Origin of the sequence: Streptosporangium sp. NBC_01469 (assembly GCF_036227305.1) — a bacterium.
Taxonomy (GTDB): Bacteria; Actinomycetota; Actinomycetes; order Streptosporangiales; family Streptosporangiaceae; genus Streptosporangium.
On sequence record NZ_CP109465.1, the window covers coordinates 6,741,442 to 6,764,184 of the forward strand.

Genomic DNA, 22,743 nt, shown 5'->3' on the forward strand with positions numbered 1-22,743 from the left:
TCCACGACAACGCCGAACGGCGACGCGCCGTCACCGTCACCGTCGCCAGGAAAACACGGCTCGGCGTTCCGCCGTCGGGCCCGCGCGACACGGAGGCATGAGGTGGTGGGAAAGAGCCTCTGGCGCGTCGCCGGTTTCCGCAATCTCTGGGCCGCCCAGACCGTCAGCCTGTTCGGCACGCAGATCACCCTGCTGGCCCTGCCGCTCGCGGCGCTGCTCCTGCTCGACGCCTCGGCGCTGGAGGTCAGCCTGGTGTGGGCGGTGGAGTACGTGCCCATCCTCCTGGTCGGCCTGCCCGCCGGGGTCTGGCTCGAACGGCTGCCCCGGCGGCCGGTGCTGATCCTCACCGATCTCCTGCGGGGCGTGGCCCTGCTGGCCGTCCCGGTCGCCGTGTGGCTGGACGTGCTCAGCATGCCGCTGATCTACGCCGTGGCGTTCGCCATCGGGCTGGGCACGCTCTTCTTCGACGTGGCGCAACTGTCCTACCTCCCCGAGCTGGTGGAGGAGAACAAGCTCGTCGACGCCAACGGCAAGCTGGAGCTGTCCCGCTCGGTCGCGCAACTCGGAGGTCCGGGGGTCGGCGGTTTCCTCGTCGAGGTGCTCACCGCGCCCCTGGCGCTCCTGGCCGACGCGATCACCTACCTGGTCTCGGCGGTCTTCCTGCTCTTCATCAAGGTCGAGGAGCGAAAACCCGCTCCGGCGGAACGGCTCGGCCTGCGCCGGGAGATCGCCGAAGGCATCCGCTTCGTGTTCTCCCATCCATTGCTCCGCCCGCTGATCCTCTGCGCCACCCTCGCCGAACTCGCGTTCGCGGCCGTGCTCGCCCTCCAGATCGTCTACGCGGCGGACGAGTTGCACCTGAGCGCCGGCGTGATCGGCGTCGTCCTCGCGGTCGGCAACGCCGGTGGCCTCGTCGGCGCGCTCGCGGCGGAACCCTTCTCCAAACGCTTCGGCACCGGGGCCGCCTTCATCACGTCGATCGTCCTGTTCAGCGGCGGCACGATCCTCCTGCCGCTGTCCACCGGCCCGGTGCTCTTCGCCGCCGGCCTGTTCGTCATCTACGTCGGGGCGTACATCTTCAATGTCCTGCAGGTCAGCCTGTGCCAGCTCGTGACGCCCCCGCAGCTGCTCGGCCGGATGAACTCCGTCTTCCGCTTCGTCACCTGGGGCATGATCCCCCTCGGCGCCACCGTCGGTGGGCTGCTCGTGGCCCCGGTCGGGCTGCGCGGGGTCTTCTGGATCGCCGCGGTCCTCACCGTCCTGTCGATGCTGCCTCCCCTCTTCTCCCCGATACGTGGGCTGCGCGACGGCCAGGCCCCGGACGAGGGACCGCGCGACGGCCAGGTCTCGGACGAGCCCGAGGACAGCGCGGAGCCCGCGCGGACGGGAGACCTCGCATGACCGCTCCGCACGTCGAGCAGACGTTCATCGCGATCATCGGGATGGCGGGCCGGTTCCCCGGCGCGCCGGACGTCGACGCGTTCTGGGAGGGGCTCGCCGCCGGAACCGAGTTCGTCACGCGGTCGCCCGAGGAGGAGAACACCGGCAGGAGCTCCGCCTACGGCGTCGTGCCGGACGCCGACCTCTTCGACGCGGGCTTCTTCGGCTTCTCACCGCGCGAGGCCCTGATGCTCGACCCCCAGCACCGGGTCTTCCTGGAGTGCGCGTGGGAGGCCCTGGAGAACGCCGGCTGCGATCCGGGCGCCTACCCCGGCGTGATCGGCGTGTACGGCGGCTGCGGGGACACCGATCACCTGACGCTGCTGCGGGCGCGTCGCGAGCTGTTCCCCGGCGTCACGGACTGGCAGTTCCGGCTCGCCTGTGGCATGGACTTCCTGACGAGCCGGGTGGCGTACAAGCTGGACCTGAACGGCCCGGCCGTGACCGTGCAGACGGCGTGCTCCACCTCGCTCGTCGCCGTCCACCAGGCCGCGCAGGCGCTGCTCGCCGGCGAGTGCGACGTCGCACTCGCCGGCGGGGCGACGATCCGGGTCCCGCATCCGATGGAGAGCCAGGGCGACGACGACGTCCTCGCGTCCGACGGGCGCTGCCGCCCGTTCGACGCCGACGCGAGCGGCACCGTGTCCGGTGACGGCGCGGGGATCGTCGTGCTCAAGCGGCTGGAGGACGCGCTCGCGGACGGCGATCTCGTCCACGCCGTCATCCGCGGGTCCGCGGTCAACAACGACGGCGCAGGCAAGGTGGGGTTCACGGCGCCGAGCGTCGACGGGCAGGCCGCCGCGGTGCGCGCGGCGCATCTGCTCGCCGAGGTGTCCCCCGCCACCATCGGATACGTCGAGGCGCACGGCACCGCCACGCCGGTCGGCGACCCCATCGAGGTACGGGCGCTGTCCAAGGCGTTCGGGTTCGGCACGGACGAGAAGGGGTTCTGCCTGCTCGGCTCCGTCAAGTCGAACATCGGGCACACCGACGCCGCGGCCGGGGTGATCGGGCTGATCAAGGTCGTCCTGTCGCTCCGGCACGAGCTCGTCCCCGGCACGGTGCACTTCCGCCGCGCGAACCCCGAGATCGACCTCGACACCGGCCCCTTCGTGGTGCGGGGGGAGGCGACGCCCTGGCCGAGGACGGCCACTCCCCGCAGGGCGGGGGTCAACTCCCTGGGGATCGGCGGCACCAACGCCCATGTCGTCGTCGAGGAATGGCGGGACCCGGCGCCGCCGGAACACCCGGACGGGCCCGGCGCCCGGTACCAGCTGCTGGTGCTGTCCGCGCGTACCGGCCGCGCGCTCGCGGAGACGGCGACCCGGCTGGGCGAGCGGCTGAAGCACGGCGACACGCCGCTCGCGGACGTCGCCTGGACGCTCCAGACCGGCCGCAGGGGGTTCACGCACCGGGCCTTCGCGGTCTGCGCCGACGGTGGCGACGGCAACGACGCTGTGAGCGTGCTGACCGGCGTCGAGCCTCACCGCCTGGTGACCGGCCGCGCCGCCGCCCGCGCCGTCGGCGTCGCCTTCCTCTTCCCCGGGCAGGGCGGCCAGCACCTCGGGATGGCGCGGGACCTGTACGAGCGGGAACCGGTGTTCCGCGAGGCGGTCGACACCTGTGCCGAGCTGGCCGCGCCGGAGCTGGGCCTGGACCTGCGGGACGTGCTGTATCCCGGCGCGGACGCCGAGTCCTGGGCGGAGGCGCGGCTCGGCACGATGACGGTGTGCCAGCCGGCGCTGTTCGCGATCCAGCACGGGCTCGCCCTGCTGTGGCGGGCACGCGGCGTCACGCCGGACGTCGTGCTCGGCCACAGCCTCGGCGCGTACGCCGCCGCGTCGGCGGCGGGGGTGCTCGCGCCGGCCGACGCGCTCACGCTGGTGCTCGCGCGGGGACGGATCCTCGACGGCCTGCCCTCCGGCTCGATGCTGGCCGTACCGCTCGGCGAGGCGGCGCTCCTGCCCTCGCTGGACGGCGGCCTGTCGATCGCCGCGATCAACGGCCCGGCGCAGTGCGTCGTCACCGGACCCGCCGCCGACGTGGACCGCCTGCGGGACCGCCTCGCCGGAGAGGGCGTGGACGCGCGTCCGCTGCGCATCAGCGCGGCCGCGCACTCCCCCCTCGTAGAGCCCGCCCTCGCCGGGTACGCCGAGCTGGTCGCGAAGGTGCCCCTCCGGCCACCGGCGATTCGCTGGATCTCCGACAGGACCGGGGTGCCCGTCACCGCGGAGGAGGCGTGCGACCCGGCCTCCTGGGCGGCCCACCTGCGCCACACCGTGCGGTTCTCGGACGCGTTGGGGACGCTGCTCACCACCGGCGAGCACGCGCTGCTCGAGCTGGGCCCCGGCCGTACCCTCGGTGGCCTCGCCCGGCAGCACCCCGGATACCGGGCGGACCGCCCGGTGGCGCAGAGCCTCCCGCACGCCGCCGACGCCGGGGGTGGGGCGGCGGAGCTGCTCCACGCCACCGGTCTGCTGTGGCAGGCGGGTGTGCCCGTCGAATGGTCCGCGCTCCACCACGGGCGAAGGCCCCGGCGCGCCCCGCTCCCGGCCTACCCGTTCCAGCGCCGGCGGTTCCGGCTCGACGGGCGGGATCCGGCGTGGGACGAGACCTCGGCCGAGGAACCCCTCGGGTTCGAGCGGCCGGAGCTCGACGCGGACTACGTCCAGCCGGAGACCCGCACAGAGAAGATCATCGCCGCCGCCTTCCGCGAGGCGCTCGGCCTGGCGTCACTGGGCGTCCACGACAACTTCTTCGACCTGGGCGGCGACTCCCTGATCGCGACCCGCCTCGTGGCCCGCGTCCGGGCGGAGCTGGACGTCGAGCTCGGCGTCCGCACGTTCTTCCGCGCGCCCACCGTGGCCGCGCTCGCGACCCGCCTCGACGCGTCCCTCCCCGACGCGTCCCACCTCGACGAACAGGAGCGACCGTGACCGGCTCCCGCCCCCGCTGGCTGCTGTGCCGCGAACGCCGGCCGCGGGCCCGCCTGCGGATGTACTGCTTCCCGCACAGCGGCGGCTCGCCGGGCGAGTACATGCGATGGTCCGACGCGCTGCCGGACGTCGAGGTCTGGGCGGTGCAGCTCGCCGGGCGCGGGAGCCGGCGGGAGGAGGCGCCGTCGACGAGCATGCCGGAGCTGGTCGACGCCCTGGTGTCCGAGGTGGACTTCGTCGCCCCCTACGTCCTCTTCGGCCACAGTCTCGGCGCCCTCGTCGCGTACGAGACCGCCCTGGCGCTGCGCGAACAGGGCTCGCCCGGCCCGGCCGCGCTGTACCTCTCCGGCTACCGTGCGCCCCACCTGCACGAGCCCGGACCGGACCTCCCGAAGCTCGAGGACCGGGACCTGATCGCCGCGATCGAGAGCGAGCACGGCCCCCTCCCCGAGGAGGTCAAGGCCGACCCGGATGTCCTGGCGGCGACGCTGGAGGTCGTCCGCGCCGACCTGACGATCGTCGCCACCTACCGGCCCGTGCGCGGCGAGCCGCTGACCTGCCCGCTCGTGATCCTCGGCGGCGACCGGGACGAGGAGAGCGGCGAGTCGCCGACCGCGTGGAGCCGGTACACCACCGGGCCGTGCGACGTGTGGACCTTCCCAGGCGACCACTTCTATTTCCGGGAGCGGACCGATGACTTCCTCCGACACCTCGCCACCGGCCTCGACGAGCTTTCTGCAGGAGCTGTACCTGGGCCGCGTGCGCTGGGATCTGCTCCGCCCCTTCCCTGAACAGGACCCGGGGGACCGCCTCGCCGGGGACGAGGCCGTCGCCCGTCTCAGCCGTCTCCTGCTCGACCGCGTCGATCCGGCGGCGGTCGAGGCCGACGGGCGCCTGCCCGAGGGGTTCCTCGGCGCCCTCCGGGACTCCGGCCTGCTCAGCCTGATGATCGATCCCTCGCTCGGCGGGCTCGGCCTCTCCTGGCTCAACGCCTGCCGGGTCGTCGAGACGGCGGCGAGCTGGTCCATGCCCGTGGCGTTCGCCCTCGCCGTCCACAACGGGTTCGGCTCCGGTGTGTACCTGCGGGCTCTCCCACCGGGCCCGCTCCGCGACCTCATCGCCGGGCGGATCGCCGCCGGCGTCGTCTCCGGCACGGCCGACGCCGAGGTCGCCGGTGCCGGGAACCGCGGCCGCACCACGGTGGCCGTACCCGTCGAAGGGGGCGACGCCTACCTGATCAGCGGGGAGAAGGTGTTCATCGGCAACGGCTCCGTCGCGGAACTGGTCGACGTCTCCGCGACCGTCGTCGGTGACGACGGCACCGAGGAGGTCAGGCTCTTCTTCGTCGACACCCGCAGCCCCGGCTTCGAGGTCGTCGGCACACACGAGTTCATGGGACTGCGCGGCGCGGCCTTCGGCATGCTGCGCCTCGACCGGGTGCGCGTGCCGGCCGAGCAGCTCATGCCCGAGGAGTCCGGTGGCTGGCGCATGCGACCGGAGCCCTCCGAGGGCGGGACCGTCACCGAGGAGGCGTCCGGCGAGGCGTCTGTCGATCTTGGGGAGCTCGCCCTCTTCGGACGGCACCTCGTCATCGCGCCCCCGGCCCTCGCCGTCGCGCGCGCGTCGCTGCTCTGGTCGCGGGACTTCGTCAACAGGCGGAGGATCAACGACCGCGCGCTCGGCGAGTACGAGGAGATCCGGCGGCGGGTGGCGGAGAACGCGGCCGAGGTCCTCCTCGTCGAGAGCCTGCTCATCTGGTGCCTGCTCGGGGCGGAGCGCGCGGACACCCGCCCCGACCTGACCGCCGCGAAGAATCTCATGGCCCTGGCGAGCTGGCGCGCGGTGGACGGGACGATGGCGCTGCTGGGCGGGGAGGGGTACGAGACCGCCCGCAGCAAGGCCGCGAGGGGGGCTCCGCCGCTGCCGGTGGAGCGCTGCTTCCGGGACGCCCGCGGGCTGCGGGTGGCGGGCGGTGTCGAGTTCATGCTCGACCTGTGGTCGGCGGAGGCGAACCTGCGGCCGTACTACGAGCCCGGCGGACCGCCCGAGGGGGGACCGGAGCCGGTCGGCTCCGGCGGCTTCCCCCCGAGACACCACGACCACCTGCGTCGCCTCACGTCACAGGCCGAGACGCTCGCCGAACACTGCCGGGCCATGACCCGTGACGTCCCGATGGACGAACTGCTGACCAGGCAGCGCTCCCTCGCCCTCATCGGCAGGATCGCGGCCGAACTGTTCGGTCTCTCCGTGGTGCTCGCCCGTTCGGCCGACCTCGCGGAACAGGGCAACACGGCGGTGCTCGACCTGGCCGACGTCGCCTGCGCGGCGTCCGAACACCGGCTGGACGGGCTCTGGTCGCAGCTCGCCCGGGAGACCGGCCGCTCGGGAGCCGACCCGGCGACGCTCGGCGACACATGGCTGCGCGGCACCGGTCTCGACTTCCTCATCAGCGGCACCGGCGCCGCGGACCCTTCCACCACCGGCCTCTACGATCACCGGAGCCAAACATGATCATCTTTAAACACGTCAACCGGGGGTACGCCGTACCCGGACGGTCGGCGAGATGAGCGACGCGCCCGACGCCCTGCCGCGAGGAGAGGCCGAGGAACTGGTCGCCGCGATCTGGTGCGACGTGTTCAACCTGGAGCGGATCGGGCGGCACGACGACTTCTACGAGCTCGGCGGTCACTCCCTGCTCGCGATCCGGATGGCCTCTCGCCTGCGCGACACCGTGGGGCTGAAGGTGCCTCTGCGCCTCATTCTCGACAATCCCACGGTCGCCGAGATGGCCCGGCTCATCCAGAGACCCACCTGAGCTGGAACGGAGAGGCTTCGGCCGGGGTGCCGGCCGAACGACGGTCGGGTACCGGACGTCGGGATCCTGGCTCCACGACCACGACCACGGCGCGGTCGAGTCGTGGTCGACGACCAGCAGCCGGCCGCCCAGGCGCGGCGCGTGCACGGCCGAGCGCGCCCCGGCTCTCGTCCGCCACTACAGCAGGCGGGGGCCGAGAGCCTGGAAGGCTTTCAAGAGGGCGTGAACGGCGCCACGCCGGTCGGTGCGTCGGCATGCGACATGGAAGGCCACGGGGGCGGCGCCGGTCAGCGTCACCGCGCGGAAGGCGGAGCCCAGGAGCGGGGCGATCTCCGAGACGGTGGCTATCACGGCTGTGCCGTCGGCGGTCCGGCGCAGGACGCCGGTGAAGCTCCCGGCGTCGGTCTCGATCAGGCGCGCCTCGTGGCGTGGCCGCACGTCCCCGAGCCAGAACTGGCTCATCCACTCCTCGGGGCAGACCGGGTTGTACAGGATCGGCTGCTCACTGAAGTCCTCCACGTTCATCGCCTCGGCGTCGGCGAGGGAATGCCGGGCGGCGACCACGCCGATACGCGCACTGACGACGGCCAGGGGGAAGGAGTCCACGATGGGATGCCGCACGGGCGCGAAGGTCCACAGGAGGTCCACCTGACGTTCGGGCAGGCAGCGGGTGAGCGAGGGGAAGGCGATGTCCTGGCGCACCAGCCGTGTCTCGGGGAAGCTGCTGCGGACTTCCCGCGCGATGCCGCTCATGTCGATTTGTCCAAGGATCGCGCCAGTACCGGCGGGGACACCGATCCGCACCGTGTACCGGGCAGGCGTGGCCCGGGCACTCTCGCGAGCGGCGCCGGCCTGGGCGATCAGGGGTACGGCGGCGGTCGCGAATCGCCGGCCCGCGGAGGTCACGGTGAGCACACCCGCAGGGTCCCGCTCGACGAGGGCGACCCCGACCTGTCGTTCCAGACGTTGGATGCGCTTGGTCAACGCCGATGAGGTCAGGTGCAGCCGCACGGCCGCCCGCCCGTAGTGCCTCTCCTGCACCAGCACCAAGAAGTCGGCGACCAGGCCGAGATCCAGATCCATGCGCACCCCTGCGTGGCGAATGAGCCGGGCGACCCATCCAGGACGCCGGGTCAAGGACATCGATCAATGGTCGCTGCTTTAAGTCTCCAGCAGATGTCAAGACCCGATTCCTCATTGGAACGAGGGGGGTGTCACATTCCACCGACGCGCGTAGAAAAAAGCCACCGGTACGGCAATTCAGACCCGCCCGCGTGCGGGCCCCATGTTCGCAGACCCCGGTACCCGCCACACCCCAATCACCAAGGAGACATCATGCCGAGGCGACGGGCCTTGAATATCGGGCTGTCATCCATCTTCGCGCTGTTGCTGACGGTGGCGATGCCTCAGTCGGCCAACGCGTACACCCAGAACCTCTGGGCCACCATGGCCGCGAACTCGAACTACTGCGTCAGGGGTTCCGTGGGCATCGACCATGTCGTCCCCGGCACCTGGTCCAGCAACCAGGCGTGGGTCCATTCGTACGTGTACATGGGGGACTGCCAGACCCCGCGAACGAGCGACCAGATCAGGGTGAAACTGCAGATACAGAAATGGGACGGTACCAAGTGGGTGACCTTCGCCAGCACTAACTGGGCGTATGGTTATATGACAAGAAATGGCGACCTCCCCTTTGCGGGACCCGGGGCGACCGCGGGCTATGGCGGATCAGCTCAATGGGGGGCAGGTTGGTACCAAACGCTGGGGTCCGTCGAGGTCTATCGAACGGATGTCTTGTGCCTCCCGGGAAACGCCTGCAAGTGGTGGGGAGGCACGGCCTCGTCAGGTGCCGAGTTCGTGCCGTAGCCGCATCCGAACGGCCAGTGGCGACGGGAATGCGGCTTCCGGCACACACGAGGCGGCCCGGCCGGCAGTACCTCCGGGCGCCGGCCCGCGTGGGGGCGTCTTACCGACGAGGTCTATTAATAACGACATAGCATGACCTAGTGGACATTTCCCGACTCTCTGTAGATGCGCGGCAACGGCGCAGTTCCGAGATGCGCGAGTTCCTCCGGTCGCGGCGAGCCCGGGTGACGCCCGCTGACGTGGGCATGCCGGCAGGCGAGCGCCGCCGTACCCCCGGGCTGCGGCGGGAGGAGGTGGCGGTGCTCGCCGGTCTTGGAGTGTCCTGGTACACCTGGCTCGAGCAGGGACGCGACATCAACGTCTCCGCCGACGTCCTGGACGCCATCGCCAGGGTGCTGCGCCTGGAGCCCGCCGAGCGCGAGCACCTGTACCTCCTCGCCGGCCTCAATCCGCCGCAGGTGGCGCCGTCCGAAGGCCGGGTCCCCGATGCCGTGCGGCGGCTGCTGGAGGGCTGGCTGCCGCTGCCCGCGTACGTCATCGACCGGCACTGGAACGTCCTCGCGGTCAACCGCGCGGTGGAGATCGTCTTCCAGTGCAACGAGTACGACCACAACTGCCTGGTCAGCTTCTTCACCAACGCCCGCTACCGTGCGGCGGTCGTGGACTGGCACGACGCGGCGCGAGCGATGATCGGCCTGTTCCGGGCGGATGCCGCCCGCTACCCGGACGATCCCGAATTCGGCCGCCTGGCCGCGGACATGTGCGCCGCGAGCCCCGCCTTCGCCGAGATCTGGGCGGAATTCCCCGTGGGCGGCCCCACCCATGGCACCAAGGCCCTGGAGATCCCCGGCCTGGGGACGCTCACCTTCGAGGCCACCACCCTGCCGCTGCCCGAACTGCCCGGCCACCGCCTGTCGCTGCACACCCCCGCACCCGGGACGGGAACCGAGGCCCTGCTGGAACGCTTGCTGGTGGTGTCAGACCCAGGTTCAGCCAACACTGCCGCGTAGGCTCGCGCCGCTCGATGATCGTCGGCATGAAGCGATTCACGAACAAAACAGTTTTGATCACCGGCGGCACCAGCGGCATCGGCTTCGCGACCGCGCGCAGACTCCTCGACGAGGGCGCGTACGTCGTCATCACCGGCCGCGACCAGGCCCGCCTCGACGCCGCGGCAGAACGCCTGGACTCCGAGCGGGTCCTGCCCGTCCGCGCGGACGTCAGCGTTGACGCCGACCTCGATCTCCTCGTGCGACGCATCGAGACCTGGCGCGGCGCCCTCGACGCGGTCTTCGCCAATGCCGGAATCGCGGACTTCAGGCCAGAGTTCACACCGAAGGACTTCGACCACACCATCGGAATCAACTTCAAGGGAGTTTTCTTCACGATCCAGACGGCGCTGCCGCTGATGGGCGACGGAGGCGCCATCGTCATCAACGCCTCCTGGACCCTGCACCGAGGCCTCCCGGTGGCCTCGATCTACGCCGCCAGCAAGGCTGCCGTGCACAATCTCGCACGCACGCTCGGCACCGACCTCGCGTCGCGCGGTATCCGCGTCAACTCCGTCAGCCCCGGCTACATCGAGACCGAGATGTACCGGTCCGCCATCGACCCCGCCGCGGAGATCCGCATCACGGCGGAGGTGCCGCTCGGCTCGCTCGGCCACCCGGACGATGTCGCCGCCGCCGTCGCCTTCCTGGCCTCGGACGACGCGTCGTACATCACCGGTCAGGACCTCGTCATCGACGGCGGCCTCGTGGGAGCCGCGCCCCTCGGGCTGCGCATTTGACGGCCATACGGTAGGCATCTGTCCTGTACCGGGCAGGTCTGGGCCAGATCCGGACGGCGGGGGAAGTCCGCGATCACGGGCAGCGCGCTACGCCGAGATCACTCCAGTGGGCGAGCTCACCGGTACCGGGGCCGTAAGGAGGCGTTTTCTGGTGTCGACGGCCGTTACGGCGGAAGCATGCGAACCATGTCGTTCCACGACGAACATAGAACAAAATAGACATAAATCTATAAAATTGGTATTTTCTGGGCGCTGCTGAGTGTCGCTCACACTGGGCGTGCACGCTCATCCTGAACGGCTATTAATCGCATCAGGTCACTGTTTGCCGACATATGCCGCAAGGCCGGTGGCCAATGCGAGAAGATGCGGCGGTGAACTTACCCAGATATGTGACCTTCCTGAGCCTTGTCCCGGAGTGTGTGGGAACGGAGGCCATGCCATGACGTCCCGGTGGCGTACCGGCGCCTGGATGGCCTGCCTGGTGACAGGTGGGGGGATGGCAGTGCTTGGGACGTTGTTTGTCTGGGTCGGCCTTGATGATGCGGACAAGTACGCGAGCGTGGTCGGCGGGTTGGGCGCCGTAGCGGGTCTTGGCCTATCGGTGTTCGCACTGACATGTCGTTCTCCGGCCGGGCAGGATTCTGCTGAGATGCCCTCGTCCCCCGCCGGCCAATGGGTGCGTGCTTCCGCCGTTGACGGAGACGTCGTTCAAATTGACCAGGTCACCGGCGACGTCGACATCACAACGAGGTGTCGATGAGCGCCACCCGCCCGCCGGGCCACGACGCTCACGATAGTGAAGCTCCTCGCGCAGAGGCGCTCTACGACGAAGGATCGCCGGAACGCCGCGCATCGAGCGAAGGCCAGGAAGTCTCACACTCCGGGGTGAGAGGCGACCTGATTCAAGTTCACGGAGTCGGCGGAAACGTCACAATCGCCAGGCCGGTGCCGCCCACCGACTGGAAGACGACCGGCTTGTGGGCAGTGGCGATCATCGTGGTCGTGACACTACTGGCCGGGATCGCGATATGGGCCGGACGCGACTCCCCTCGGGACAGGGCGTCGCCTGCCGCGAGCCCGTCCAGTCGGCCGCCGCTTTCGGTCGTTGTGGCCGCCAAACCGCTTAAGCGAGTCAGTACCTTCAACAACCTCGATACCTACATATTTTCCCCGCCCGCATCGGCGCTGTCACCGCTGCCGCCGGAATACAGAGACGACCAGCAGGTCATCGAGCGATGGGCGTACGACAACGGGGCCGTCGACGCCAATTACACGAACGTCCGACTCGTGATTCAGGGAAATTTCGCCAGGTCCGTCGTGCTGACTGATATGCGGATCAAAGTGCTCAAACGTGATGCGCCGCCGCACAGCATTTACTTCAAGCCGTATCCCGGAGCTGACGGAGTCGACGGGCGAGGCGCCTCAGTGGACCTGGACAAGTGGGCTCCCCAGCTCGAAGACATGACGAACTTCACCGATTACGGCAATGAGCCGTGGTCGTTCCCTCTGCGGGTCTCGGAGACCGAGGTAGAAGTCATCTACCTGTGGGCGATGGCCCTGGACCATGACATTCAATGGACGGTGGAACTCAGCTTCGTCGCCGACGGCAAGGCCGAGGTGCTCTCAATCGACAACAACGGAAAACCGTTCCGGACCGCGAGTTCAAAGAACTCCACCGCATACACCCTCAAGAACGGCAAGGTCGTCCCAGGTAATGCAGACATACCCATGTCCTCAGCGGGCTGAAGCTGCGGACAACCTGGTCATCTCATCAGCGCGCCGGGCCCTGTGTCCGTAGGCTGAAACGGGCCCTTCCTCATCCTGCTGGAGCATGCCGTGGCCGCCGATGAGTGAGACCGCGGAGAAAAAGACCGCAGACGCTGTGGCCGCCCCACAGGAGGCGATGCAGGCAACCCGCGCAGACCCTCGTGCGGCGGGCTCAGATCATCCGCCGCAGGGCGGTCTCCACAGCGTCGATGAGCGCATCGCCTTCGGTAGCGGGGTGGCGGGCGAGGCCGAGTTCGACGTCCGGCAGAGCAGGCAACGCCGCCGCGTCGTGGCAGGCCATGGCCGGCTCGAGGTTGGCGGGCAGGAGCGCCGCGACTCCGAGCCCGGCCCGTAGCGCGGCGAGCACTCCGGCGAGACTGTTGCTTTCGAACGCCACCCGCCAGCGGCGCCCTGTGCCTTCCATCGTTTCCAGCACCGAGGTTCGCCAGGCGCACGTGTTCGAGAACAGCACCACCGGCAGCGGGTCGGCGTCGGTGGCGACACCCTGCCCGACCGCCCAGACCAGCGGCAGACGCACCGTCCAGCGCGGCGGCCAGGGAAGATCCGAAACCTCGTCGAGTACGAGTTGGACACGGCCCGTGTCGTAGGCCTCCCGCATCGCCGCGTTGGAAAGACTGAGCACCTCCAGCGTCGCGTCGGGGTGCAGCCGCGCGAGGTCGGCGAGTGCCTGAGAAAGGCGGGAAGCGGCGAGATCTTCGAGGAGTCCCACCCCGCAATGCCCGGTGAGCGCACGTCCTGTTTCGGCGAGCGCCTGTGCCGACAGCGCGAGAATGCGCTCGGCGTAGGGCAGCAGCTCCTCGCCCGCCCGGGTCGGCGAGACGCCGGACGGCGCCCGGTGCAGCAGCGGACTGCCGACGGCCCTCTCGAGCTTGCGCAACTGCTGGCTGAGCGCGGGCTGGGTACGGCCGAGCGCCGCCGCCGCACGGCTGATGCTGCCCGCGCGCACGGCGGTGACGAACGACCTCAGCAGTGCGGTCTCGAGATCATGTGCCATAAGTATTCATTATGCCTGGTCCAATGAATTGACGGCTTCCTATGGCATTCCGGCTGATCTAGCGTTAAACCGGTGATTAGATTTCGACAGGTGCTCGCGGTGCCGGGGATGACGCCACTGCTGGGCATTTCGCTGCTCGCTCGTGCCGCGATCACGGCGGACGCGATGGCGTTGACGATGTACGTCGTCGTCGCCCTCGACATGAGTTACGTGGCGGCCGGAGCCGTGGTGGCGGCGCTCACCGCCGGTGTCGCGCTGGGCGGGCCGCTGCTGGGCCGGATGATCGACCGGCGGGGCCTGCGTACCGTGCTGCTGGCCACGGTTGTGTCGCAGCTCGTGTTCTGGTTGACCGTGCCTGTGCTGCCATACGTGATCTTGCTGGGTGCCTCCTTCGCCGCCGGTCTGCTGATGGTGCCGATCCAGTCGATCACCAGGCAGGCGATCGCCGCGATGACGACGGCAGGGCAGCGGCGGGCGGCGTTCGCGCTGGAGTCGGTGGTGGGCGAGCTGTCGTACATAGTGGGGCCGCCGGTGGTGATCTTGTGCGCGGCGAAGGTGTCTCCCGGCGCGGTGGCATGGGGAGTGGGCGCCGCGATCGTTGTCGGCGGGGCAGGGGTCGCCCTGCTCAACCCGCCGTTGCGGGCCGAGGACGAGGCGGACGGCGAGGCGGCGGGCCGGCCCCGGCGCCGGGAGTGGCTGGGAGCGCGCATGGTCGCTGTCCTGACGATGGGAGTCGGCGTCGCGATGCTGCTCAGCGGCGTCGACCTGGCCATCGTCGCGACTCTTCAAGAAGCCGGTCAGGTCTCGTGGGCGGCCGTGGTCGTCGCCGTGTTCGGGGTGACGTCCGTCGTGGGCGGTCTGGTGTACGGAGTGCTGCCCCGGTCGATGCCCACCTGGCTGCTGCTCGGCCTGCTCGGGCTGGTGACGATTCCGGCCGGACTCGCCCATGACTGGCCTTGGCTGTGTGTGGCGGTCATCGGCGCCGGGCTGCTCACCGCGCCGACCCTTTCCACGGTCTCCGACGCGGTGAGCCGGCTGACGCCGGCCAGTGTGCGAGGTGAGGCGACCGGCCTGCAGTCCTCGGCGGCGAGCGCGGGGTTCGCGCTCGGCTCCCCGGTCGTGGGAGTGGCGATCGACGCGTCCGCGCCGGCGGGCGGCTTCGCGGCGGCCGGTCTGGTCGGCCTGCTCGCCGCACTGACGGGATACCTGCTCTCGCGCCGGTCACCCAAGATGACCATCGCTTTGACGTGAGCCTGTGAGGGAAGCTCGCCGGGGCTGACGGGTGGTGCGCGCTTTGTCGTTGATGAGTGGTGTGCGAGCATGGTCGGCGTAGGCGAGCGCGGAACGAGGAAGCCGGTGTGAATCCGGCGCGGTCCCGCCACTGTGATCGGCGAGCGAATCCCGACGAAGCCACTGCCCGGACAACGGGTGGGAAGGCCGGGACGAGCATCGACCCGAGAGCCAGGAGACTCCCGCGGTCGCCTCCTCGATGAACTGGGGCGGATTTCCCCGGAGAGGAGTGGGCTCTCGTGCCCGTCGAGCCGGTGGCCGCGCCGAGAAGCCCTGTGGCATTCCCTCTTTCAGATCCGCCCCGTTGTGCAGATTCCGTGAGAGGAACACTTCATGACGGGCAGACGCCCCACCACCCTCCTGCTCGCCCTCCTGGTGTCCGGAGTGCTGGCCGCCTGCGGCGGCGCCCCGGCTGAGAACGTCTCGGCCCCCGCTCCGGCGGCCTCCGCGCCCGCGGGCTTCCCGGTCACCCTCGACAACTGCGGCGTGACGAGCACGTACGAGCAGCCGCCGCAGCGGGCGATATCGATGAACCAGCACGCCACCGAGGTGATGCTGGCGCTCGGCCTGGAGAAGTCGATGATCGGCACCGCCTACCTCGACGACAAGGTGCTGCCGGAGTATCAGGCGGCCTATGACGCAATCAAGGTCGTCTCGAAGGAGTACCCGGCCTACGAGGCGCTCCTGGCCGAGGAGCCCGACTTCGTCTACGGCGGCTTCGCCAGCACCTTCGACGAGAAGGAGGGCCGCAGCCGGGACGCCCTGCGAAAGGCCGGCATCAAGACATATCTGAACGTCGAGGAGTGCGCCAAGGGCGCGGTGTCCGTGGGCCTGATCGACACCGAGATCCGCAACGTCGCGAAGATCTTCGGCGTCTCCGACCGGGCCGAACCGTTGATCACCACATTGCGGGCGACCCTCGACGGTGTGAGGACCAAACTCGGCGACGCCGCCCCGGTCAAGCTGTTCGTCTACGACAGCGGCGACAAGACCGCCTTCACCGCCGGCGGCAAGGGCGTCGGCAACGAGATCATCAAGCTGGCCGGGGCGGAGAACGTGTTCGCCGACGTCGACAAGGTGTGGGGCGACGTGTCGTTCGAGCAGGTCGCCGAGCGCGCGCCCGACTGGATCGTCATCTACGACTACGGCGACCAGCCGGTGGCCGACAAGGAGAAGTTCCTGCTGGCCAACCCGGCGCTGAAGGACGTGCCGGCCATCAAGGAGAAGCGGTTCGCGGTGCTGCCGCTGTCGTCGGTGGTGCTCGGCGTACGGGCGCCGGGGGCCGTCGAGGCGCTGGCCCGGCAGCTGCACGCCGACCGGTTCAAGTGAGTGAACCGACCACGGGTGTCGTGCTGTTGGCGCGGCGCCCGGGACCGCCGTACCCGGTCGTGATCGGCCTGCTCGTGCTCCTGCTCGGCGGGGCGGTCACCGTGGCCGTCGCGGCCGGGTCGGTGGCCCTGCCGGTAGGGCAGGTGTGGGGCATCCTGCTCCATCACCTCCATCCCGCCCTGGCCGAACCGACCTGGACACCCGTGCGGGAGACCATCGTGATGGACGTACGGCTGCCGCGGGTCGTCCTGGCGGGGGCGATCGGTGCGGGCCTGTCGGTCTGCGGCATGGCCCTGCAGGCACTGGTGCGCAACCCGCTGGCCGACCCGATGCTGCTGGGGGTCTCCTCCGGCGCCGGCGTCGGGGCGGTCACCGTGGTGGTGTTCGGCCTGAGCGTGTTCGGCGCGTTCAGCCTGCCGATCGCGGCCTTCCTCGGGGCGCTGGCCGCATTGGTGGCGGTCTACTTCCTGGCCCGCTCGGGCGGGCGCATGACGACGGTGCGGCTGGTGCTGGCCGGGGTGGCCATGGCCGAGGTGCTGTCGGCCGTGGCCAGCTTCCTGGTGGTGACCTCCAACGACCCGCACAAGACGCAGGCGGCGGTGCGCTGGATGCTGGGCGGCCTGGCCGGGACCACCTGGACGGTGGTGTGGATCCCGGTGGTGGCCGTCTTGGCGGGGACCGTCGCGCTGGTCGGGGTGTCTCGGCCGCTGAACCTGCTGCTGGCGGGGGAGGAGGCCGCGGCCTCGCTCGGGCTGGACGTGCATCGCTTCCGGGCGGCGCTGTTCGTGCTGGTCGCCATGATGATCGGCACGATCGTCGCGGTCAGCGGAGCCATCGGCTTCGTGGGACTGATCATGCCGCACGTCGTCCGGCTGCTGATCGGCGCCGACCACCGCCGGGCACTCCCGGCGACGGCGCTGCTCGGCGCGGCCTTCCTCATCGTGGCCGACCTGACCGCCCGCACCCTGATCGCGCCGGAGGAGATCCCGGTGGGCATCATCACCGCGCTGGTCGGCGGGCCGTTCTTCCTGTGGTTGATGCGGAGGCGCTCCAAATGACACTGACCGTGGAGGAGGTGTCGGTCCGCATCGGCGGCCGCGACCTGGTCCGCCAGGTCTCGCTGGAGGTCGCCGAGGGGGAGATGCTCGCCCTGGCCGGCCCCAACGGCGCGGGCAAATCAACGCTGCTGCGCACCCTCTACCGGGCGCGGAGGCCGACCAACGGCCGGGTGCTGCTCGACGGCGAGGACGTGTGGCGCATGCCGGTCGGCTGGCTGGCCCGACGGCTGGCCGCAGTCCTCCAGGAGAGCGGCGGCGACTTCGAGCTGTCGGTGTACGACGTCGTCGCCATGGGCCGCACCCCGCACAAACGGGCCTTCGACGGCGACAACGCGGCGGACAAGGCGATCATCGCCGACGCGCTGGGGCGGCTCGACGTGGCCGATCTGGCGCACGCGCCCTTCGACCGGCTGTCGGGCGGGGAGAAGCAGCGGGTGCTGATCGCGCGGGCGCTGGCCCAGCGGCCGACCACGATGGTGCTGGACGAGCCGACCAACCACCTGGACCTGCGCCACCAGCTCGACGCGCTGAACCTGGTGCGCGGCCTCGGCGTCACCGCGGTGGTCGCCCTGCACGACCTCAACATGGCCGCCGCGTTCTGCGACCGCATCTGCGTCATGGACGCCGGCCGCGTCGTCGCTCTCGGCGCCCCCGCCGACGTGCTGACCCCCGCTCTGCTCGCCGAGGTCTACCGGGTCGACGCCGAGGTGGCGATCCACCCGGAGACAGGGGTGCCGCAGGTGAGTCTCCGAGCCGGAGGGAGCCGCGTCACGAACTGAATCTCTCTTTGTATGAAAAGCCGGATCCGCCATCCGGCGTATTCACCGTGCGACTTTAACGAATGGAGCTTCAGCGTAATGGAATCGGCGTCGACCGAATCGATTCTGACGGCCCTCGGAGCGGTCGCCGGATTCGGCTCGTTCTTTTCTTTGCACATCGGCGGCGACCCAGCCGGGTGGCACGACGTGAAATCCGACTACGAGCGCGGTTTCGCCGACCTGGTGGAGGCGACGGCCGCCAGATACGGCACCCGCGAACTACGCATCGGCGCCTCGATCACCCAGCTCGGCCACGCCGCACGGCTCTGGTCGCCGCTCCTGGGCGCCGTGCTCACCCATGACGTGGTGCCCGACCTGACCCGCCTGGACCGCGCCGACGACGGCCCGCGCCTGCGCCTGCCCGCCCCCGCGGGATGGCACTACGAATCACCGGATCAGCTTTACGACCTGGTGATTCTCCATCACCTGGAACCGCTGGCGGCCAGCCTGCGGGTGAAGGTCGCCCCCGGCCTGCTGTACGGCAACGCCGCCTCCGCCCTGGCCGAGGCCGGCCGCGCGATAGCGGCCACCCGCCCGGACCTGGCCAAGCCCGCAGGCGACCTGGTCGCCGACCTGCTGACCCGCGGCCACCTGGCGGGAAAGGGGACGCTCATCTCCCCTGAACTGGCCTTCCGGCGCACCACGTGCTGCCTTTATTACCGGGTGCCGGACGGCTCCAAATGCGACGACTGCTCATTGGCAGAAAAATGAATTCTTGAATTCACCGCGACCTTATGCCTATGGTGTTGCATGTAGTTGGCACGTGCAAATCACATGCAGAAGGAGGAAGCGCATGGCACACCACGGATTCGCCGAGCCCGAGGGCCCGCAGGACTGCCTGAAGTCCCACACCCCGGCGGTGGACTCGCCGTTCGAGTGGCGCCAGGACGACGACGAGTAGATCGCCCCACGCCGGGGCCCCTCACCGGGCCCCGGTCCCGGCCCCGCCAAGAGGAGCACTCGTGATCGCACAGGTCCGCCGCGACGCACCCGGCGACCCCGCCGTGCCCAGCCTGGTCTCCTACTCCGCCTTCTTCCCCGCCGAGGGCACGGAGGTGACCGGCGGCGCGGCCCTCGGCGACGAGGAGGCGGCGCGGGCCGCCGCGCTCGGAGAGGCGATCGAACGCCACTGCGCCAACCAGGTGCCCGCCGGGCTGCGCCGGGCCGCCTACCGCGACCTGGCCGAACCCGCCGTCGACCCGCGCGCGTTCGCCCTCTACTCAGCCGGCCAGTACCAGGCGCGCGGGTTCCCGTTCGTCGCGATGACCCCCGAGCTGGAGATCGCCTGGGCACCCGCCGAGGACCTGGTCTCCGCAGAGCGGGTCCTGGTGCCCGCCTCGCTGGTGTACGTGAACTACTTCACCGGCCCCCGCCGCGCCGAGCCGCTCACCAACTACCCCGTCCTCGCCGGGACCGCCGCCGCCACGACCCCGCAGCGGGCCAGGCAGGCGGCGCTGCGCGAGGTGCTGGAACGCGACGCCGTGACCACGTGGTGGGCGGGCGCCACCGCGGCCTCACCGCTACCCAGGCCCGCGAGCGGCCCGCTGGCCACGGCGCTGGCCCAGGCCGAGGAAGCGGGGTTGACGGTGTCGCTGCTGCGGGTGCCCTCGACGTTCGACGCGACCGTGGCGGCGGTGTTCGTCGAGGACCGCGCACACCGCGTCGTAGGGTTCGGCAGCGCCTGCCGGGCAGGCGAGCAGGAGGCCGCGGCCAAGGCGTTCACCGAGGCCGTCGGCACCTACGAGACCGGCCGCGTCCTGCTGCGCCGCGACATCGCACAGCCGCCCTACCTGCGGCGGCGCGCCGACCGGCGCTACCTCGACGCCTTGGCGCGCGGCTGGCGCGACGTCAACGACGTCCGCCTGCACGTCCAGGTCTACCTCAACGAGCGCCTGCAGGGCGAGGCCCTGGACCGGCTGCGCTTCCCCGGCGGCCCACCGCTGCCGCCGGAGACCACCGGGCCGCTGCGCTCGCTCACCGAGCGGGGTTTCCGCGCCTACGCGGCCGACCTGACCACCTCGGGCGCCGAGGACGCCGGGCTGCACGTCGCCCGGGTGCTGGTGCCCGGCCTGTACTGCGACGCCCCGGCGGCCTTCCCGTTCCTCGGCGGGACCCGGCTGCCCGCCTCATCGGACCTCACACGACAACCCCTGCCATTCGCCTGACCTCGAAGGAGAACGCATGCGGCTCGGACTGGCCATGGGCTACGGCGGCGAACCCATGCAGGAGGTGCTCCCGGTGATCAAACGCGCCGAGAGCATCGGCGTCGACTCGGTGTGGAGCGTCGAGGAGTACGGTCCCGACGCCGTCAGCGTGCTCGGATATCTGGCCGCCGTGACCGAGCGCATCGAGCTGGGCACCGCGATCATGCAGATCCCGGCCCGCACCCCCGCCGCCACGGCGATGACCGCGATGACCCTCGACATCCTGTCCCATGGCCGTTTCCAGCTCGGGTTGGGCCTGTCGGTGCCGTGGATCGTGGAGGGCTGGCACGGCCTGCCGTACGAGCGCCCGCTGCGCCGCACCCGCGAGTACGTCGAGATCGTGCGCCGGGCCATCGCCCACGAGGACCGGCTGCACTACGAGGGCGAGCTGTACACGCTGCCCTACACCGGCCCCGGGTCGACCGGCCGGGCCCGCGCGATCCGCTCGGAGATGACCCCGCTGCGCCCGCGCATCCCCATCTACCTGGCCGCCATCGGCCCCGGCAACCTCGCGCTCACCGGCGAGCTGGCCGACGGCTGGCTGTCGGGCATGTACGCCCCCGAACATGAACCCGCCATCCTCGCCCCGCTCGACGAAGGACTGGCGCGCCGGTCGGCAACCGGCGGACGTGCGGATCTGCCCCATCCTGTACGTCGCCCACGCCCCCACGATCGAGGAGGGCCGGGAAAAGCTACGCCCCCTCTACGCCCACCTCATCGGCGCCTCCTCCCCGGGCGTGCGCAACACCTACGCCGACGTGGTCGTCCAGATGGGCTACGAGGGCCCCGCCCACGACATCCGCAAACACTTCACCGACGGCGACCGGGCCGCCGCCACCAAAGCCGTCCCCGACCGGCTGCTGGAGGAGGTGGCCCTGCTCGGTCCCATCGAGGCGATGACCGAACGGCTGGCGGTGTGGCGCACGTCCAGAGTGGACACCGTCATCCTGCTCGACCGCGACACCGGCCTGCTGGAAGCGGCGCGGGCCGTCCTGTGAGACGCATGTGGGCGCTGACCGTGCCCTTACTCGTGGCCGGGCTCACCCAGATCATCGTCAACATCGTCGACACGATCATGCTGGCCCGCCACTCCACCACGGCACTGGGCGCCTTCGCCCTAGCCGCTCCCGTCTACCTGATCGCCCTGGTCATCGTGCGCGGCTGGGCGACCGCCGTGCAGATCAGGGTCGCCCAGGCGCACGGGGCGGGCGACGCGGGCGCGGTGATCCAGGCGGTGCGCGTGGGCCTGGTCACCTCGGCCCTGGCCGGCCTCGCCATCGGCATCATGCTGTACGCCGCCGCCGAACCGGTGCTCACATTGCTGGGAGCACCTGCCGAGCTGATCGGCCCCGGCGGCGCCTACCTGCGGATCCTGGCCTTCGCGGTGCCGTTCGCCGCCGCGTCCTTCACCCTGCAGAGCGCCTGCTCGGGCGTCGGGGTGACCCGCGCCGCCATGTACAACGCCCTGCTGGTCAACGCGGTGAACCTGCCCCTGGGCCTGTTGCTGATCTTCAACGCCGGGCTCGGTATCGAAGGCGCCGCCTTCGCGACCCTGGCCGCCACGGCCGCCGGAACCGCCGTCTTGCTCGGATACGCCCGCGCCAAGCTGCCCCAGGTCCCCGGTGACGGCCGGCCCGTGGCCCGCACGCTGTGGACCCTCGGCTGGCCGGAGATGAGCGCGATGGGCGTCGGCTACCTCAACGAGGCGCTCATCGCGGGCTTCGCGGCCCGGATGGGCACCCCCGAGCTGGCCGCCTACCGGATCACCGACAACCTGCTGCTCATCGTCTTCACCGTGATGGCCTCGGCGTCCTCGTCCATCGCCATCCTCGCCGGACACGAGGCCGGCGCCGGCCACCGGGCCGCCGCCGAACGGTGGCGCAGCATCGGAATCCGGCTGCTGCTGATCGTGTACGCGGTCCCGGCCGCGCTGGTCCTCCTCGGCGGAACGGCCCTGCTGGGATTGTTCACCGCCTCCGCCGAGGTCGTCGCGCTGGCCTGGCAGGTGGCGCCCCTGGCGCTGCTCAGCCTGGCGCCGATGGTGTGGGCGATGGCGTACGGCAGCTTCCTGCGCGCCCACGGCGACACTCGGTCGGTGATGGTCGCGAACGTCGTCGGCGACTACCTGGTCCTGATCCCGCTGAGCTGGCTCCTCGGGCTGACCCTCGGCCTCGGCCTGCCCGGGATCTACGTGGCGTGGACCGCCTTCACCGTCATGCTGGCCCTGCTGCTGTGGATCCGCGCCCGCCGCACGGCGTCCCCGGCCGCTCAGGGATCTGTGGAATTGACATCCGCTCAGCCCTAGGTTCGTCCGGGATTCGCTGTGGGACGTTATGAGATAGGCCACGCAGAAGGCGATCAGAGCGCCGAGAACGGCCAGGTGCGGCGGGATCAGGCCGTCCCCTGCCAGGGCGTG

Annotated in this window: 18 protein-coding genes, 1 pseudogene and 1 riboswitch; of the genes and pseudogenes, 17 read left to right on the forward strand and 2 right to left on the reverse strand. The window is 70.6% G+C overall.

Annotation, left to right across the window (positions count from 1 at the left end):
• The first annotated feature begins 102 nt into the window (after positions 1-102).
• Genes OG587_RS29520 through OG587_RS29540 form a run of 5 tightly spaced genes read left to right on the forward strand, consistent with a single transcriptional unit; the run spans position 103 to position 7,191 of the window.
• Positions 103-1,401, forward strand: a complete 1,299-nt coding sequence (locus OG587_RS29520) for an MFS transporter (RefSeq protein WP_329080870.1) — start codon at positions 103-105, stop codon at positions 1,399-1,401.
• Positions 1,398-4,376, forward strand: coding sequence for a type I polyketide synthase (locus OG587_RS29525; protein WP_329080871.1), 2,979 nt, complete (start codon positions 1,398-1,400; stop codon positions 4,374-4,376). Before OG587_RS29520 ends, OG587_RS29525 begins: the two co-directional genes overlap by 4 nt.
• Positions 4,373-5,167 (forward strand): thioesterase II family protein, encoded by a 795-nt coding sequence (locus OG587_RS29530; protein ID WP_329080873.1) that lies wholly within the window; start codon positions 4,373-4,375, stop codon positions 5,165-5,167. The genes OG587_RS29525 and OG587_RS29530 overlap by 4 nt, the downstream gene beginning before the upstream one ends.
• Positions 5,070-6,887, forward strand: coding sequence for an acyl-CoA dehydrogenase family protein (locus OG587_RS29535; RefSeq protein ID WP_329080875.1), 1,818 nt, complete (start codon positions 5,070-5,072; stop codon positions 6,885-6,887). The genes OG587_RS29530 and OG587_RS29535 overlap by 98 nt, the downstream gene beginning before the upstream one ends.
• A 52-nt stretch (positions 6,888-6,939) precedes the next feature.
• Positions 6,940-7,191: a phosphopantetheine-binding protein gene (locus OG587_RS29540; protein WP_329080876.1), complete on the forward strand. Its 252-nt coding sequence runs from the start codon at positions 6,940-6,942 to the stop codon at positions 7,189-7,191.
• Between the two features lie 177 nt (positions 7,192-7,368).
• Here OG587_RS29540 and OG587_RS29545 read toward each other — a convergent pair whose 3' ends face one another.
• Complete coding sequence (locus tag OG587_RS29545; RefSeq protein ID WP_329080877.1) at positions 7,369-8,274, reverse strand: LysR family transcriptional regulator; 906 nt, start codon at positions 8,272-8,274, stop codon at positions 7,369-7,371.
• Between the two features lie 252 nt (positions 8,275-8,526).
• On the opposite strand from OG587_RS29545, the gene OG587_RS29550 reads away from it, so the two are divergent.
• The 4 genes from OG587_RS29550 to OG587_RS29565 all read left to right on the forward strand — a co-directional run bounded on the left by OG587_RS29550 (position 8,527) and on the right by OG587_RS29565 (position 12,592).
• Positions 8,527-9,057 carry a hypothetical protein gene (locus OG587_RS29550; protein ID WP_329080878.1) on the forward strand — a complete coding sequence of 177 codons (531 nt, stop codon included), beginning with the start codon at positions 8,527-8,529 and terminating at the stop codon, positions 9,055-9,057.
• A 191-nt stretch (positions 9,058-9,248) separates the two neighbouring features.
• Entirely contained in the window at positions 9,249-10,067 is an 819-nt protein-coding gene (locus tag OG587_RS29555; RefSeq protein ID WP_329080880.1) for a helix-turn-helix transcriptional regulator, read from the forward strand.
• A 26-nt stretch (positions 10,068-10,093) separates the two neighbouring features.
• Entirely contained in the window at positions 10,094-10,846 is a 753-nt protein-coding gene (locus tag OG587_RS29560; RefSeq protein WP_329080882.1) for an SDR family NAD(P)-dependent oxidoreductase, read from the forward strand.
• Positions 10,847-11,602: 756 nt separating this feature from the next.
• Positions 11,603-12,592 carry a hypothetical protein gene (locus OG587_RS29565; protein WP_329080883.1) on the forward strand — a complete coding sequence of 330 codons (990 nt, stop codon included), beginning with the start codon at positions 11,603-11,605 and terminating at the stop codon, positions 12,590-12,592.
• A 193-nt stretch (positions 12,593-12,785) separates the two neighbouring features.
• On the opposite strand, the gene OG587_RS29570 is transcribed toward OG587_RS29565, so the two are convergent.
• Positions 12,786-13,628, reverse strand: coding sequence for a LysR family transcriptional regulator (locus tag OG587_RS29570; protein ID WP_329080884.1), 843 nt, complete (start codon positions 13,626-13,628; stop codon positions 12,786-12,788).
• A 72-nt stretch (positions 13,629-13,700) separates the two neighbouring features.
• Between OG587_RS29570 and OG587_RS29575 the strand changes: the two genes are divergently transcribed.
• From OG587_RS29575 to OG587_RS29615, 8 genes and pseudogenes are all read left to right on the forward strand, one after another.
• Entirely contained in the window at positions 13,701-14,879 is a 1,179-nt protein-coding gene (locus OG587_RS29575) for an MFS transporter (protein ID WP_329080885.1), read from the forward strand.
• A gap of 46 nt (positions 14,880-14,925) precedes the next feature.
• Positions 14,926-15,120, forward strand: a riboswitch (cobalamin riboswitch).
• Positions 15,121-15,251: 131 nt separating this feature from the next.
• The gene (locus OG587_RS29580) at positions 15,252-16,247 is read left to right on the forward strand and encodes an ABC transporter substrate-binding protein (RefSeq protein WP_329080887.1); all 996 of its coding nucleotides are present in this window, start codon (positions 15,252-15,254) and stop codon (positions 16,245-16,247) included.
• Positions 16,244-17,305: a FecCD family ABC transporter permease gene (locus OG587_RS29585; protein WP_329080889.1), complete on the forward strand. Its 1,062-nt coding sequence runs from the start codon at positions 16,244-16,246 to the stop codon at positions 17,303-17,305. The genes OG587_RS29580 and OG587_RS29585 overlap by 4 nt, the downstream gene beginning before the upstream one ends.
• Positions 17,302-18,084, forward strand: a complete 783-nt coding sequence (locus tag OG587_RS29590) for an ABC transporter ATP-binding protein (RefSeq protein ID WP_329080890.1) — start codon at positions 17,302-17,304, stop codon at positions 18,082-18,084. Before OG587_RS29585 ends, OG587_RS29590 begins: the two co-directional genes overlap by 4 nt.
• Positions 18,085-18,270: 186 nt before the next feature.
• On the forward strand, positions 18,271-18,834 hold the full coding sequence (locus OG587_RS29595; protein WP_329080893.1) for a (2Fe-2S)-binding protein: 564 nt from the start codon (positions 18,271-18,273) through the stop codon (positions 18,832-18,834).
• Between the two features lie 251 nt (positions 18,835-19,085).
• On the forward strand, positions 19,086-20,288 hold the full coding sequence (locus OG587_RS29600) for a YcaO-like family protein (RefSeq protein WP_329080895.1): 1,203 nt from the start codon (positions 19,086-19,088) through the stop codon (positions 20,286-20,288).
• Positions 20,289-20,343: 55 nt separating this feature from the next.
• Positions 20,344-21,325 (forward strand): annotated as a pseudogene (locus OG587_RS47285) (LLM class flavin-dependent oxidoreductase).
• Positions 21,326-21,330: 5 nt separating this feature from the next.
• Entirely contained in the window at positions 21,331-22,632 is a 1,302-nt protein-coding gene (locus OG587_RS29615) for an MATE family efflux transporter (RefSeq protein ID WP_329080900.1), read from the forward strand.
• Positions 22,633-22,743: the final 111 nt, after the last annotated feature.

Coding starts and splice junctions, on each gene's coding strand:
- OG587_RS29565 (WP_329080883.1), top strand. CDS start 11,603: ATGAGCGCCACCCGCCCGCCGGGCCACGACGCTCACGATAGTGAAGCT.
- OG587_RS29550 (WP_329080878.1), top strand. CDS start 8,527: ATGCCGAGGCGACGGGCCTTGAATATCGGGCTGTCATCCATCTTCGCG.
- OG587_RS29580 (WP_329080887.1), top strand. CDS start 15,252: ATGACGGGCAGACGCCCCACCACCCTCCTGCTCGCCCTCCTGGTGTCC.
- OG587_RS29590 (WP_329080890.1), top strand. CDS start 17,302: ATGACACTGACCGTGGAGGAGGTGTCGGTCCGCATCGGCGGCCGCGAC.
- OG587_RS29525 (WP_329080871.1), top strand. CDS start 1,398: ATGACCGCTCCGCACGTCGAGCAGACGTTCATCGCGATCATCGGGATG.
- OG587_RS29570 (WP_329080884.1), bottom strand. CDS start 13,628: ATGGCACATGATCTCGAGACCGCACTGCTGAGGTCGTTCGTCACCGCC.
- OG587_RS29535 (WP_329080875.1), top strand. CDS start 5,070: ATGACTTCCTCCGACACCTCGCCACCGGCCTCGACGAGCTTTCTGCAG.
- OG587_RS29555 (WP_329080880.1), top strand. CDS start 9,249: ATGCGCGAGTTCCTCCGGTCGCGGCGAGCCCGGGTGACGCCCGCTGAC.
- OG587_RS29540 (WP_329080876.1), top strand. CDS start 6,940: ATGAGCGACGCGCCCGACGCCCTGCCGCGAGGAGAGGCCGAGGAACTG.
- OG587_RS29615 (WP_329080900.1), top strand. CDS start 21,331: ATGTGGGCGCTGACCGTGCCCTTACTCGTGGCCGGGCTCACCCAGATC.
- OG587_RS29545 (WP_329080877.1), bottom strand. CDS start 8,274: ATGGATCTGGATCTCGGCCTGGTCGCCGACTTCTTGGTGCTGGTGCAG.
- OG587_RS29560 (WP_329080882.1), top strand. CDS start 10,094: ATGAAGCGATTCACGAACAAAACAGTTTTGATCACCGGCGGCACCAGC.